Annotated in this window: 12 protein-coding genes; 4 read left to right on the forward strand and 8 right to left on the reverse strand. The window is 29.5% G+C overall.

Annotation, left to right across the window (positions count from 1 at the left end; all coding sequences use genetic code 11):
• Nucleotides 1-3 precede the first annotated feature (3 nt).
• The 3 genes from BXQ17_RS07265 to BXQ17_RS07275 all read right to left on the reverse strand — a co-directional run bounded on the left by BXQ17_RS07265 (nucleotide 4) and on the right by BXQ17_RS07275 (nucleotide 3,948).
• Nucleotides 4-1,218 (reverse strand): NAD(P)/FAD-dependent oxidoreductase, encoded by a 1,215-nt coding sequence (locus tag BXQ17_RS07265; RefSeq protein WP_077809976.1) that lies wholly within the window; start codon nucleotides 1,216-1,218, stop codon nucleotides 4-6.
• Between the two features lie 73 nt (nucleotides 1,219-1,291).
• On the reverse strand, nucleotides 1,292-2,221 hold the full coding sequence (locus BXQ17_RS07270; protein WP_077809977.1) for a GYDIA family GHMP kinase: 930 nt from the start codon (nucleotides 2,219-2,221) through the stop codon (nucleotides 1,292-1,294).
• Nucleotides 2,221-3,948, reverse strand: a complete 1,728-nt coding sequence (locus BXQ17_RS07275; protein WP_077809978.1) for a hydroxymethylglutaryl-CoA reductase, degradative — start codon at nucleotides 3,946-3,948, stop codon at nucleotides 2,221-2,223. The genes BXQ17_RS07270 and BXQ17_RS07275 overlap by 1 nt, the downstream gene beginning before the upstream one ends.
• A gap of 142 nt (nucleotides 3,949-4,090) precedes the next feature.
• On the opposite strand from BXQ17_RS07275, the gene BXQ17_RS07280 reads away from it, so the two are divergent.
• The 3 genes from BXQ17_RS07280 to BXQ17_RS07290 all read left to right on the forward strand — a co-directional run bounded on the left by BXQ17_RS07280 (nucleotide 4,091) and on the right by BXQ17_RS07290 (nucleotide 8,444).
• Nucleotides 4,091-6,310 (forward strand): S9 family peptidase, encoded by a 2,220-nt coding sequence (locus tag BXQ17_RS07280; protein ID WP_187661382.1) that lies wholly within the window; start codon nucleotides 4,091-4,093, stop codon nucleotides 6,308-6,310.
• A gap of 2 nt (nucleotides 6,311-6,312) precedes the next feature.
• The gene (locus BXQ17_RS07285) at nucleotides 6,313-7,821 is read left to right on the forward strand and encodes a peptide MFS transporter (protein WP_077809980.1); all 1,509 of its coding nucleotides are present in this window, start codon (nucleotides 6,313-6,315) and stop codon (nucleotides 7,819-7,821) included.
• A gap of 104 nt (nucleotides 7,822-7,925) precedes the next feature.
• On the forward strand, nucleotides 7,926-8,444 hold the full coding sequence (locus BXQ17_RS07290) for a DUF255 domain-containing protein (protein WP_077809981.1): 519 nt from the start codon (nucleotides 7,926-7,928) through the stop codon (nucleotides 8,442-8,444).
• Nucleotides 8,445-8,446: 2 nt separating this feature from the next.
• Here the strand turns inward: BXQ17_RS07290 and BXQ17_RS07295 are convergent, their stop codons facing one another.
• The 5 genes from BXQ17_RS07295 to surE are packed head-to-tail and all read right to left on the reverse strand — an operon-like array spanning nucleotide 8,447 to nucleotide 13,149.
• Nucleotides 8,447-10,465, reverse strand: a complete 2,019-nt coding sequence (locus BXQ17_RS07295; RefSeq protein ID WP_149025878.1) for a ComEC/Rec2 family competence protein — start codon at nucleotides 10,463-10,465, stop codon at nucleotides 8,447-8,449.
• 25 nt (nucleotides 10,466-10,490) lie between these two features.
• On the reverse strand, nucleotides 10,491-10,982 hold the full coding sequence (locus tag BXQ17_RS07300; RefSeq protein WP_077809982.1) for a C40 family peptidase: 492 nt from the start codon (nucleotides 10,980-10,982) through the stop codon (nucleotides 10,491-10,493).
• Between the two features lie 10 nt (nucleotides 10,983-10,992).
• Nucleotides 10,993-12,102 (reverse strand): lipid-A-disaccharide synthase, encoded by a 1,110-nt coding sequence (lpxB, locus tag BXQ17_RS07305; RefSeq protein WP_077809983.1) that lies wholly within the window; start codon nucleotides 12,100-12,102, stop codon nucleotides 10,993-10,995.
• 1 nt (nucleotide 12,103) lies between these two features.
• Complete coding sequence (locus tag BXQ17_RS07310) at nucleotides 12,104-12,391, reverse strand: hypothetical protein (RefSeq protein WP_077809984.1); 288 nt, start codon at nucleotides 12,389-12,391, stop codon at nucleotides 12,104-12,106.
• On the reverse strand, nucleotides 12,379-13,149 hold the full coding sequence (gene surE / locus BXQ17_RS07315; protein WP_077809985.1) for a 5'/3'-nucleotidase SurE: 771 nt from the start codon (nucleotides 13,147-13,149) through the stop codon (nucleotides 12,379-12,381). The genes BXQ17_RS07310 and surE overlap by 13 nt, the downstream gene beginning before the upstream one ends.
• 226 nt (nucleotides 13,150-13,375) lie before the next feature.
• Between surE and BXQ17_RS07320 the strand changes: the two genes are divergently transcribed.
• Complete coding sequence (locus tag BXQ17_RS07320) at nucleotides 13,376-15,502, forward strand: carboxy terminal-processing peptidase (RefSeq protein ID WP_077809986.1); 2,127 nt, start codon at nucleotides 13,376-13,378, stop codon at nucleotides 15,500-15,502.
• Nucleotides 15,503-15,527 lie beyond the last annotated feature (25 nt).

Raw genomic sequence — 15,527 nt, forward strand, 5'->3', positions numbered from 1 at the left:
CATTTACTCTTCTTCTGCTAATGCTTTTGCACAGATAAAGCCACCTGTCCAAGCATTCTGAAAATTAAAACCTCCTGTTACTGCATCAATATTTAAAACTTCGCCTACAAAAAACAAATTTTTATGCTTTTTACTTTCAAAACGTTTAAAATTAATTTCTTTTAAATCGATTCCGCCAGCAGTAACAAATTCATCTTTAAACGTAGTTCTGCCATTTGCATTGTAAATACCATTTGTTAACTCTTTAGCTAACTTTTCTAATTGTGCGTTGTTTAAATCTGCCCAATTTTGAGTTTTAGATATCGATGCAAACAATACAAAACGTTCCCATAATCTTTTAGATATCTCTGTAAAAGGTGATTTTAAAATAACCGTTTTTCTAGGTTCTTTCTTTTTTAAATTTAAAAGCACATTTAAAACTTTATCTGTTGGTCTAGACAACCAATTTACAGCAACATTGTATTGGTAATTTTTGTCTGCTAAAAGTCTTGCACCAAAAGCAGATAATTTTAATACTGCAGGACCGCTTAAACCCCAATGCGTTATTAATAATGGCCCAGAAGCTTCTAATTTAGAATCTATAATGTTTACAGTTGCATTTGGCACAGAAGTTCCTAATAAATCGACCAATCTTTTATCGTTTATATTAAATGTAAACAAAGATGGAACTGGCTCTACCACTGCATGATCTAAGGTTTTGCATAAATCCCAAACTTTTTTAGAACTTCCTGCTGCAACCACTAATTGATCTGCTTTAAAAACTTGTTCTTTAGTGTTTATAATCCAATTATTATTTTCTTTAGAAACTGAATTTACACCAGAATTTGTCAACACTTTAATTCCTAAGTTACTAACAGATTTTTGAAAACAATCTATAATTGCCTGACTTGTATTTGCTTCTGGAAAAACACGATTATCATTTTCAATTTTTAAAGGAACACCTCTATCATCAAACCACTCAAAGGTATCACCTGTCATAAATTGATGAAAAGGACCTAACAATTCTTTTTCTCCTCTCGGATAAAACTTAACCAGTTCTTTAGGTTCAAAACAAGCATGTGTAACATTACATCTTCCGCCACCAGAAATCTTAACTTTTTGTAAGACATCTTTTCCTTTTTCAAGAATAGTAATATCTAAATCAGGATTATTTTCTTTTGCATTGATTGCTGTAAAATATCCTGCTGCACCGCCACCTATTATTACTATTTTTTTCATTTTATATTTGTTATAAATTCAAAAAATCTATGAGATTAAACTTGAATTACGTATTTAATTAATGTAAATGATTCTATGTCAAAATCATTTCTGAATATGAAAGAATTGTTTTGTAACCTTTGCTTTTAAAATAAGCCGGTGTTTTTTCGTTTCCTGTAACTAATATAAAATCTCCGCCCCAAGCTCCTAAACTTTTAATAGCACCAAAATAATCTGGAAATAATTTTTCTTTAACCGGTGTAAGTTTGATAATACTACTAATAATATTTTCGTGTTCTACTATTAAATTTTCGAAATCTTGTAGAACTTTAGATTGAACAAACTCCTCAGAAATTTGAGAAATCCTTTTAATTTCTTTATCAAAATTTAAATTACTTTCTCTAAACTTTGCAATACCTTCTTTAGAATCTTGTTTCTGATTTAAATGCACAAAAAACAAATTTTCTTTAAATTCTGGATTGAATTCTATTTGCTCTACAACTGGTTTTTCTGCTTTAATTTTATAATAAATTGGCGTATTATTTTGAGCACAAGCAATATCATAACCACTTCCCTTAAAAGAATTCCATAACAAATCAAAAGCATTTACATTTGCCCAACTAGCAATAGAATTAATTAAAGTAGATGATGTGCCTAAACCCCAATTTCTAGGAAAAGTAAGCATTGTTTTTACAACAAAACCGTGTTCGACTTCTAAAAAATTTTGATTTAATTTCTTTGCTTCTCTTAAAATATCTAATAATGTTTCAGCAATAATGTCTCCGCCACCCTCTTTTTCTGAATTAAATGTGCAATTAACCAATCGCATTTTTTTCAAATCAAAAACTGCTTCAAACCAGCATTCTCCTTTGTCTGTAAAACTTCCCCAAATTAATTGCGGTTCTTTTATTTGATCGACAATTAAATCTTGCCCAAACTTAGTAGGTAACGCTAAAGATTTTGCGCCATCTAAGACTAAATATTCACCTGTTAATAACAGTTTTCCGTTTGAGTAATAATTCATTAAACTAAATTAAATTGTTTAAAATGATGTGTAAAATGTTTTACATGAAACTTGCACCAATATTGGTAATCTAATTCTCCAAAAAATGGATGATTCTCTGTTGCATTTGTTTTAAAATGAGTTTCAAAATTCTCAATTTGCAATATCAAATCTTCGATAGAATCTTTTAAGGTAGAAAACTTTGCAGGAACTGGTTCTTCTGATAGCATCGAAGCTTTAAAACCAACTTGTAATTCGTTATCTGTGTCTAAAAAAGCTTTTCTTCTAGATGATTTTTCTTCTTCAACAAAAAAATCTGCATCTATTTTGCCGTTAGAAACCTTTAATAACAACGCCAAATGTTCTACCATTTGTTGTCCATTCATTTTACCAAAAACGGCAGGAGTTTCTATTTCTAGACTGTTAAGTAAACCTCTTAAACTAGATTCATTTTTAAAATCTACCCAATTAATAGATTTTTTTTTTATTTCTTCGAACTTAGATACAACCGCAGCATGCGAAACTGTTTTTCCTTCGAAATAATTTACAATAATCTCTTTTTCTTCTGCATTAGCACCTAATTGATTTAAGATATTTTGTAAATGCATTTTCATGTGACCGTGCTGAATTCCTTTTGTTGTAAGCGCTCTTAAAGCTGCAAAATTCTGAGCCAAACCAGCAGTTGCTATAATTTGCATTAATTCTTTTGCAGACGGTTTTTGCAACATCTCTAAAGATAATTTTGCTAACGGATGTAGTGCCGTTAAACCACCAACCGTACCTAATGCTAAAGGTAAATCTATCCAAAATCTAAAAGTTCCGTTATCTATCGTACAATGAGATAAACTTGTATATTTTCCGTCTTTTGCAGCATACGCATGCACACCAGCTTCTACAGCTCTAAAATCGTTACCAGTAGCAATTACAACCGCATCAACTCCGTTCATAATTCCTTTATTATGCGTTACAGCTCTGTACGGTTCTACTTCGGCAATTTTAACAGCTTGATAAAATTTCTCTGCAAATTTCTGCGGATTTTCTACACCCAAATCTTCAATCTTACAACTTACCTCTGCTCTAACTAAACATTCGGGTACATAATTAGATAAAATACTCATTACGATTTCAATTTCATCACTTCTAAACTTAGCCGCAATAGCTTCTAAACAAGAATTAATAAAATTAGCGCCCATCGAATCTTTGGTTTCGAAAGTAATATGTAATTGATAGTAATTTTCTAACTGATCTGTTTTATCAATTAACTGTATATCTAAAATTCCGCCACCACGTTTTTCCATATTTTTAGTTATGGATGCAGTTGCCGCATACAATTCGGTTTTATTTTTATTAAAATAAGAAGTTAAATCTTCTTTATTACCAGCAAACATAAAATGTACTTGCCCAATTTTTGTAGTACCTAAAACGGTTGTTTTAAATCCGCCTTTTGTACTCCAGAACTTAGCTACCAAAGAAGCTGCAGCTACAACAGAACTCTCTTCGGTTACCATTGGCACAACATAATCTTTATCGTTTATAAGAAAATTTGGCGCAACACCCATTGGCAAATAAAAGTTAGAAATAGTATTCTCTATAAAATCGTCGTGCAACTGTTGTAGTTGTGCATCAGAATTCCAATATTGTTTTATAATATCAACACTATTTAAATTATTATTAAAATAATTTTCTACAATCCAATTGATCTTTTCTTCTTTTGTTAATTTAGAAAAACCCTTTATTTTCTTACTCATTTTATATGCTATAAACTATCAGCAACAAATATAATTCAATCCGTTAAAACATTATGCAATATTCAAGTTTTCTCAATTTTTAAAACATTTTTTGCGGATTTTTACGTAAACTTGACAAACTTTTATTAAAACGATGTCTATAATGAAAAAAATCTTCATTTTAGCAACTATATCTCTACTTGTTAGTTGCAAAGAAAAAACCACAACATCAACTAATTACACAACAGGAAACAAAGAAATCACTTTAGAAGAAATCTGGAATGGCACTTTTTCGGCTAAAAGAATGAATGCTTTAAATTCTATGAATGGTGATTTTTATTCTTTACTAAATACTGATGATGAAGGAAATACAACTGTAGATAAATACAGTTATAAAACTTTAGAAAAAGTAGAAACAATAGTAAATAGCGCTAGTTTAAAGGATTTAAAAAGTTTTGATTCTTATAATTTTAATGCAGAAGAATCTTCTGTTATTTTAGGAACAGATTTTAAAAAAATCTACAGACGTTCTTTTACAGGTACATTTTATTACTATGATATTAATTCTAAAAAATTAACTTTAATTGGTAAAGATATTCAAGAGCCTACTTTTTCTCCGGATAGTAAAAAAATTGTCTACGCAAAAAATAACAATATTTATATTTTAAATCTTACCAACGGAAATAAAGTAACGCAAGTAACCAAAGATGGTAAATTTAACAATGTAATTAACGGAATTACAGATTGGGTTTACGAAGAAGAATTTGGTTTTGTTAGAGCTTTCGAATGGAGTAAAAACAGTAAACATTTAGCTTTTTTACGTTTTGATGAGAGTGAAGTTCCTACTTTTTCTATGGATATGGTTGGTACTGCCAATTATCCGAATCAGCAAGTATTTAAATACCCAAAAGCTGGTGAGAAAAATGCTGAGGTTACGTTGCATATGTTTACGCTATCTTCTAAAAATACAAAAAAAATAGCTTTAGGTAATTACGAATACATCCCTAGAATAAAATGGTCTAATGATGATAATATATTAGTGGCAACAACCCTAAACCGTCATCAAAACAACTTAAAACTACATAAAGTTAATGCTTTAAGAAGCAGCTCTAGTTTATTATTAGAGGAAACTGACAAGGCGTACGTAGACATTACAGACAATCTTACTTTTTTGAATGATAATAGTTTTATTTGGACAAGTGAGAAAGATGGATTTAACCATATTTATCATTATGATTTCTCTGGAAAATTAATCAATCAGATTACAAAAGGAGATTGGGAAGTAACAAATTATTACGGTTACAATGCATCTAAAAAAACAATCTATTATCAATCTGTAGAAAATGGATCTATAAATAGAGGCGTTTATTCTATTCAATTAGATGGAAAAAACAAAAAACTTTTAAGCAATAAAGAAGGAACAAATTCTGCTTCATTTAGCAAAAATCTAAACTACTTTATCAATACATTTTCTTCTTCAGAAATTCCACCAATATATTCTTTATACACTGCAGAAGGAGAAATGTTAAAAGTTATTAAAGATAATTCAGAACTAAAAGAAGATTTATCGGCATATAAGATGAGTCCGAAAGAATTTTCTACCATTTCTATCAACGGAAACGAATTAAATATGTGGATGATTAAGCCTGCAGATTTTGATGAAAATAAAAAATATCCTTTATTAATGTTTCAATACTCGGGACCAGGATCACAACAAGTTGCTAATAAATGGAATGCAAGTAACGATTATTGGCACAATATGTTAGCCCAAAAAGGGATGATTATTGCCTGTGTAGATGGTAAAGGAACAGGTTTTAAAGGAAGTGATTTTAAAAAATCTACGTATTTAAATTTAGTTAAATACGAAACTGAAGATCAAATTGCTGCAGCAAAAAAATTGGCAAACCGCTCTTATATCGATGAAAATAATATCGGTATTTGGGGTTGGTCTTTTGGCGGACATATGAGTACAAATTCACTTTTAAAAGGAAGTGATATCTTTACAACTGCAATTGCGGTTGCACCTGTAACTTCTTGGAGATTTTATGACACTGTTTATACAGAACGCTTTTTAAGAACACCACAAGAAAACCCTGCTGGTTATGATGATAATTCGCCTGTTAATTATCCAGAAAAATTAAAAGGAAATTATTTACTGGTTCATGGTACAGGAGACGATAATGTACATGTACAAAATAGTTACAGAATGATAAATTCTTTAATTGATGCGAATAAACAATTTGATATGTTTATCGTACCCGATAGAACACACGGCATTTACAAAGGAAAAAATACGCGTTTAAATTTATATACAAAAATGACAAATTTTGTAGAAACGCATTTAATTAATAAATCAAATTCAACAACAAAAATTAAAGGATAATTATGTTAGACAAAGGAGTTAGTACAGCTACTGAAGACCCACAAATGTTTGGTCACCCAAAAGGGTTATTTTACTTATTTTTTGCAGAATTATGGGAACGTTTTAGTTTCTACGGAATGAGAGCGTTACTTACGCTATACATGGTAAACGAAATCTTTAAAGCAATTGTAGAGAGAGATGCAGCTACAGCAGTAGTTTATGCTTCTTATGGTTCTTTAGTATATGCATCAACAGTAATTGGTGGTCAAATTTCTGATAAAATATTAGGAATGCGAAGTTCTATTTTCTTAGGAGGAATTTTAATGGCCATTGGTCATTTTGTTTTAGCTATAGAAAATGATATAGCATTTTTCTTAGCACTCGCGTTAATTGTTGTTGGTAATGGTTTTTTTAAACCAAACATTTCAACATTTGTAGGTGCACTTTACAAAGAAGGTGATGTTAGAAAAGATTCTGGTTTTACCATTTTCTACATGGGAATTAACATTGGCGGCTTTGTTGCTCCTTTACTATGTGGCTGGTTAGCTGCAGAATATGGTTGGCATTATGGTTTTGGTTTAGCTGGTATAGGTATGATGGCAGGTTTAATTTTCTTTTGGAGCGGTATTAAAAAGAATGTTTTTGGAGACAAAGGTATGCCACCAAGTCAAGAAGTATACGAAAAGAAAGTTGCAGGTATTCCTCAAAAAACTTTGATTCCAATTATAGCTGTTTTATTTGTGCCAGTGATTGCTTATTTACTTTCTTCTTGGCAAGCGAATTATGTTAGCGGAATCTTTAAATTTATTGGTTTTGCAGTTTTAGCATACTTAGGTTATATTATGTATAGTTTAGATACTGTTGCACGTAAAAAGTTATTTATGGCAGTTTTAATTACATTTTTCATGACATTATTCTGGGGTTTCCATGAATTATCTGGAAGTGTAATTACACTTTTTGCATCTAGAAATGTTGCCTTAGAGGGTATAATGAGTGCTAGTCAAACAAATGCATTAAACTCTATGTTTATTATCATTTTAGCAATTCCTATTTCTTTACTTTGGGGTTATTTATCTAAAAACAAATTAAACCCTAGAACGCCGTATAAATTTGGTTTAGGTTTATTATTAGCTGGTGCAAGTTTTTACATTTTATCTATTAGTGGCGCTAGCGCAGATGAAAACGGAATGGTACCATTTACTTATTTACTAGTAATGTATTTTATTATTTCTGTAGGTGAGTTATTTATGTCTCCTGTAGGTTTATCAAAAATTACAGATTTATCACCAAAAAATATTGTTGCTTTTATGATGGGAGTTTGGTTCTTGTCTTCTGCATTTGCATTTCAAATTGTAGGTTTTATTTCTGAACAATTGGCAGTAGAAAGCACAGATGCTAATGTAGGTGGTTTAGAAACATTAGGAATTTACACGGACGGTTTCCATTTAATTGCACTATATGCATTAGGAGCAGGAGCAGTAGTTCTATTGTTTTCTCCGTTAATGAAAAAATTAATGGGTAACGTACATTAATAAAAAAAATACTTTAAAAAAACCTCATAAATTATGTTTATGAGGTTTTTTTATACCTAAAAGTTTATTTGTAAGTTTGGTATTATAATTGCTAATAATAAATTATGAGAAAATTAATCTTCATTTTAACGTTAACATTAGTATCATTGTCTTTGCACTCACAAGACAAAATTAAATGGTTGTCTTTTGAAGAAGCAATTGCATTAAATGCAAAAACACCTAAACCAATTTTAATTGACGTGTATACAGATTGGTGTGGTTTCTGTAAAAAAATGGATATTGAAACGTATTCTAACAAGACTATTATCAAAATAATTAATGATAATTTTTACGCAATTAAGTTAAACGGAGAAGAGAAAAAAGATATAACCTACAACGGTCATACTTTTAAATTTCAGAAAAGTGGTAGAAGAGGATTTCATCAATTACCAGCTACTATAATGAACGGAAAACTATCGTATCCATCAACCATATTTCTATCTGAAGATGAAGAATTACTTCAAAACATACCTGGTTATCAACAAAAAGAAATGTTTGAAAAAATATTAGTTTATTTTTCTGCAGATAAATACAAAACTACCAATTGGAAAGATTTCGATAAAGACTTTAAAAGTAGCTTGTAATTTTAATCACTTAAAATAAAAGCACCTTTTTGACCTGTATAGTGAAACGGAACTTTTAATTTTAAAGATACTTTTTCCCAAAACAACACATCTTTTTTGTAATTTGAGCCATCAGCTATAACCAAACTTGGTTTCAGAATACTCAACATTCTTTCTAAATTTATTTTTGGCGAATCTTGTAAAATCACAATAGGGTTAATTATTTTCTCTAATTGATACACTCCTAAACTATCTATTATTAAAATATCTTTTCCTTTAAAATTCACATAGTTTTTAAAATCAACTTTATTAATCTTCTCTATTTTTACTGAAAGCATAAAAGGTTTAACAGCTTTAATATCACGTACAGAAACAGAATCTATATTATGCTGAATATTTAGTTGTTTCCCAATTTTATTTCCAACAACAGAAAACCTACTCTTATGAAAAACCATAAAAGCGTTTTGTTCTTTTGCTTTTATGTGCTCTAAAAAATAAATACTTTGACACAATATTATTGATACTAAAAAGATTACCAAGCGTTTTGAATTCTTCTTCAATAAAAAGAAAATAGCCGAAAAAATGATAAAATATAAGACTAACATTACTTTAAATGAAATAGCAATTTCTTGCCATAAAAACTGCTCTTGACGAGCAATAAAGCGAACAAAACTATTCATTAAAGAAATTATTATTCCGTAAAAATCAGCTAAAAACTGTGGTAAAATATTTAAAATGGATAATATAATTATGACGATTCCTGCAACGAGAATAATCCCTAAAAAAGGAATGATTACTATATTGGAAAGCATAAACAAACCCGGAAATTGTTGAAAGTAATATATACTTAAAGGTAAAATACCAACTTGGGCTGCAATTGAAACGGTTAGCAATTGCCATATTTTTTTATCTAAATAATATTTTGGAACATATAAAGAATTTAGTTTTGGTTGAACCCAAATTATTCCGAATACAGCTAGGTAGCTCAACTGAAAACCAACATCAAATAAAAACATTGGCTTTACAAGCAATAAGAATAACATTGAGGTAATTAAAGAGAATTCTATCAGTGTTTTCTTTTGAAATGACTGTCCAATTGCGACAAAAGAAAACATAGTAACCGCCCTAACCACAGATGCGGATAAACCTGCTATAAATGCAAACATCCATAAGAAAACAATAATACATATTGCTTTGATATATTTACCGTTTTTAAACCTGTCTATTGGTCTTAATATAAAAGTTAGAATTAATAGTAAAATACCAACATGTAAACCAGAAACTGCTAAAATATGTATTGCGCCTGCATTTTGATAATCTGTTAATAAACCTTTAGAGATATCTTGTCTTTGACCTAATAAAAGTGCCTTAATTACAGCCAATTCATCATTACTAAAACTTCTTTTTTCTAAAGACGTAATAATATTATTCCGAATTTTTTCTGCAAAACCAGCCACCGAAGTTTCTACTAAATTAGATTTTTGGTATTGTTCTTTTTCTGTAAATATTTGATGATAAATTCCTTGTTTTGCTAAATATGATTTATAATTAAATTGGTACGGATTTAAAGGCGGAATTAACTCTTTAAAAACAGGTTTTACATACAACTCATCATCAATAGAAAATCTAAAATCTATAGTATCTTTTTGAACATTTAACAAAACCTCTCCTCTAGTTTTATGCTGATTTAAACCTATAATTTCAGCAATATATTTTTGATAATAGTTTCCTGGTTTTAAAACCTTTGTAATTTTTAGAAGAACTTGTGCTTCCTCTTTATTAAAATTACTGTAATGATTTTTATAATTTCTAGAATCGTTGAGAAACGTTACAGAAACACCTATAAAGAAATAGATTAAAAAAGAAGTTATTGTAGTTAACTGCTTTTTAATATTAAGAATATTTAAAACAAAAAAAACACCAAATACAACAGATAATTTCAGAAAACCATATTGCCAAATTTCATAATAAAACTGCAAACAGATTCCTAAAATTAAAAACACCAAAAAGTGTAAAGGCACGTATTTAATTAACCTTTTCATAGCAACGTCAAGTTACTAAAAAAAACTATAAGATTCTGTTTGTTTTAACGTAGGCGTTTTTCCAATATTTTTGAGATAAATCAGAAACAATTACACCTCTAGATGTGGTAGCATGAATAAATTTAATTTTACCATTAAAAACAGCTACAATAAGTCCAACATGATTGATACCTCTTCCTTTTTTTGAAGTTTTAAAAAATAGCAAATCTCCTTTTTTGGCATTTTTTAAGGCAATTTTTCTTCCTCTTTTTGCCATATCTCTAGAAATTCTAGGCAATTGTACATTTTCGTCTAAGTAAGAAACATAAACAATACCAGAGCAATCCATACCTTTGGCAGTTGTACCACCAAATAGATATTTAACACCTTTGTATTTTAAAGCATTGGCAACAACCCTATCTACTTTAGAAATTGGCTTATTTACTGATTTCTTTGCTGAATTACTTACATTTTTAGTTGACGAACAAGACGTAATTACAAAAAATAATAACAGTAATACAACATACCAATTTCTCATCTTATATTTTTTATCTTAATGAATTTACAATTGCCGTAGCTACGTTTTTAGATGCTCCTTGGCCGCCTAGTTTTTTTTCTAATTCAAAATAATTTAAAAACATTTGCTCTCTAGACGCTTCTTGTAAAATAAGATTTAGTTCCTTTTTTAAATTCTTCTTATTAAAGTTTTCTTGAATTAATTCTGTTACCACTTCTTTATCCATAATTAAATTTACCAAAGAAATAAATTTTAAAGTAATTATTCTTTTGGCTATTTGGTAAGAAATATAACCACCTTTATAACAAACAACTTGCGGAACTTTAAATAATGCTGTTTCTAGAGTTGCTGTACCAGATGCAACTAATGCTGCATAAGAATTACTTAACAAATCGTAGGTTTTGTTATTGATAAACGCTACTTCTCTATCTTGGATTATTTGCTGATAAAAAGAAAAATCTTGACTTGGCGCACCTGCAATTACAAATTGATATTCAGAAAAATCTGACACCAAAGACAACATTACAGAGAGCATTTTTGTAATTTCTTGTTTTCTACTACCGGGTAATAAGGCAACAATTTTTTTATCAGATAAATTGTGTTCTTTACGAAAATCACTTTCAGAAACTCGCTTTCTATTTGCAATTGCATCTATTAAAGGATGCCCAACAAACGTAACATCGTAATCGTATTTTTTGTAAAATTCTTTTTCGAACGGAAGTATTACAAATAATTGATCTACATCTCTTTTAATATCTTTAACTCTACTTGCTCTGCTTGCCCAAACCTGCGGAGAAATATAATAATTAGTTTTAAAACCTTTTTCTTTTGCCCATTTAGCAACACGCAAGTTAAAACCAGAATTGTCAATAAAAACAATTACATCCGGATTAAATTTTTCGATATCTTTTTTGCAATCTTTTATAAAACCTAAAACTTTAGAAAGGTTTTTTAGAACTTCAAAAAAGCCCATAAAAGCTCTTTCTTTATAATGACTTACTAGAGTTCCGCCAACATTTTTCATTAAATCGCCTCCCCAAAAACGAATATCTGCAGCAGCATCTTTTTTCAACAGTTCTTTCATTAGGTTAGAACCGTGTAAATCTCCAGAAGCTTCACCAGCAATTATATAATATTTCATTTTAAAAAAACTTTAATAATAATGTTGTTAACGCAATAAGAATTGTTGCTAATAAAACACCTTTTGCCTTATGATCTTGTTTCTTTTTTATAAAAACAAAGAAGACAAATAAATTAGGTATTGCGGCTAAAGACAAAACTTTACCATATAACTTTCCTTCTTCAATCATTTTTAAGGTATCATCAAAACTAAATATAGAAAAGTATTCTAAATACAAAAAAACACCACCAAAAGTGGCAAATAGAGCCACTAAAAATCCTATTAAAATATCTTTTTTTACAGTTCCCAAGAATTTAGTTTTTGAATCATATGATGTGCTGTCATATCAAATTGAACAGGTACTACAGAAACATATCCATTTTCTAAAGCATAAACATCAGTATCTTGCCCTTTATCTTTATTAACAAATTGCCCAGAAAGCCAATAGTATTCTTTACCAAAAGGACTTTTACGCTTATCGAAATCTTCTTTCCAATAACCACTAGCCTGTCTACAAACTTTTACTCCTTTTATTTCTTCCTTTTTTAAATCAGGAATATTTACATTTAAAACCACACCTTCTGGTATTCCGTTTAAAAGTGCATTTAAAGTAATATTTTTTACAAATTCTTCTGATGGTTTAAAATCTGCATGCCATTTAAAATCTAACAAAGAAAAACCTATTGCCGGCACACCTTCTATTCCTGCTTCTATCGCTGCACTCATTGTACCAGAATAAATTACATTTATAGAAGAGTTTGCGCCATGATTTATCCCAGAAACGCACAAATCTGGCTTTCTATTTAGAATTTCGCTAATTGCCATTTTTACACAATCTGCAGGTGTACCAGAACAAGTATATTCTAATTGTGGTCCTTCATCTATCGTAATTGGGTTACAAGTTAAAACATTGTCAACAGTAATTGCATGTCCCATTCCGCTTTGCGGGCTATCTGGTGCAACCACAACTACATCACCAATTTTATTCATTATTTTTATCAATGCTCTAATACCAGGAGCAGTAATTCCGTCATCATTAGTAACTAAAATTAAAGGCTTTTCTTGCATAATTGTAAAATTTAAATACAAATGTAATTTATTTAAAGGAGTTTCTTTTTAACAATTTGTAAAGAATCTAAGCGTTTACATTTGGTTAAATTTGTAACTAATAAATTTTAGTGCTAAAAAGTAAAAATTAACATTAGGGTTAGTAACTTTAAATATTTGGCATTATTTTAGTAGTTTAGTAGCAGCACAACAGTAATTATACAAAACAACATACGACAGAAGGTTTATGAAGAAAGCATTTAGAATTAAAATATCGTTTCTAGCATTTTTAATGCTATTTAGTAGCTTACAAGCAAATACTAAGTTTAGTGAACCAGATCCAGAAAAAGATAAAATCTTAGTATATGTTTTAAAAAACATTTTAACAAGAGGTCATTTTGTTGTAAAAGACATCAATGATAATTTTTCTGAGCAAGTATTTAATAGTTTTATTGATGGTTTAGACCCAAATAAAAGATACTTTACTCAAAAGGACATTAAAAAATTCTCGAAATATAAATATGAAATTGACAATCAATTGTTAAAAGACGATGTTTCTTTTTACAACCTTGTTTACAGTAATTTTTTAGATAAGATTAAAAATGCTGAGTCTTATTACGCAGAATTATTAGAAAGTCCTTTCGACTTTAAAAAAGACGAAATTATAGATATCGATTATGATAACGTACCTTTTGCTAAAAATGAAAACGAATTAATTGATTATTGGAGAAAACAATTAAAACTAAACGTTTTAAGTAGAATACAAGACAAATTAGATAAGCAAGAATCTCAAATAAAGAAAGATAAGAATTTTAAGAAAAAATCTTTTAAAACCTTAGAAAAAGAAGCAAGAGCAGAAGTTTCTAAAAACATGGATGAATTGTATTTAAGAATTGAAGAATTAGAACACGAAGACTGGTTTTCTACTTTTTTAAATAGTGTTGTGGGTGCATTCGATCCGCATACAACATACATGGCGCCAAGAATTAAAGAGCGTTTTGACCAAGATATGTCTGGTAAATTAGAAGGAATTGGTGCTAGATTACTAAAAAAAGGAATTTATACTGAAATTTTTGAATTAGTTTCTGGTGGACCTGCTTGGAAACAAGGAGACTTAGAAGCGGGCGACATCATTTTAGAAGTTGCACAAGGTGATAAAGAACCGGTAGATATTGTTGGTATGCGATTAGACGATGCTATCAAATTTATTAAAGGCCCAAAAGGAACAGAAGTTAGGTTAACGGTAAAAAAGAAACTCGATGGTTCTACGAAAGTAATTTCGATTATTAGAGATGTTGTAGAATTAGAAGAAACATTTGTAAAATCTACAATTGTAGAAAAAGATGGAAAAAAATATGGTTTAATAGATTTACCTAGATTTTATATTGATTTTTCTGATGCAAATGCAAGAAACTCTGCAAAAGACATGGAAAAAGAAATTGAGCGTTTAAAAAGCGAAAATGTTTCTGGCTTGTTAATTGATTTAAGAAATAATGGTGGTGGATCTTTAAAAACAGCAATAGAAATTGCTGGTTTGTTTATAGAACAAGGACCTGTTGTACAAGTAAAATATAGAGGACAAGACCCAATCGTTAAAAATGATGTTGATCCTAAAATGCAATGGGATGGTTCTGTGGTTGTTTTGGTAAACGAACTTTCTGCTTCTGCATCAGAAATTTTTGCAGCAGCAATGCAAGATTATGGTAGAGCTGTAATTATTGGCGGAAACCAAACCTATGGTAAAGGAACCGTGCAAAGTGTAATTCCTATCAACAATTTTTATCCGAAGTACGAAAAAGATTTAGGAGCTATTAAAATGACAATTCAGAAATTTTATAGAGTTAACGGTGGTTCTACTCAAATAGAAGGTGTTTATTCTGATATTGCAATGCCAGATAGATATAGTTACATGAAATTTGGTGAAAGAGATTTAGACGGCGCACTTGTTTGGGATAAAGTACCACAAGCAAAATATACAAAAACAAATACTTACGAAAACTTTGCAGACGTTGTAAATAATAGTAAAAACAGAATTGCCTCTGATGCTAATTTTAAATTGATAAACGATTATGCAAAGTGGCTGAAAGAAAAGCAAGACGATACAACTTACTCTTTAAATTTAAAGCAATTTTCTAGAGAAAGTAAAGTAGTAGAAAATGCTTCTAAAAAATATGCAAACGTTTTTAAATACGAATCTAATCTTAGCTTTAAATCACCTAAATACGAATTACCTTTAATCAAAAAAGATAGTGTTTTAGCTAATAAAAGAAAAGCATGGCATAAAAACTTATCAAAAGATATATATGTTTCTGAGGCTTTAAATGTTTTAAAAGATTTAAAAGTTAAAACTTCTTCAGAAATTGTAAAAAACTAAACATTAATAATTAACCTTAAATACC

This window comes from Polaribacter sp. BM10 (assembly GCF_002005425.1).
GTDB lineage: Bacteria > Bacteroidota > Bacteroidia > Flavobacteriales > Flavobacteriaceae > Polaribacter > Polaribacter marinaquae.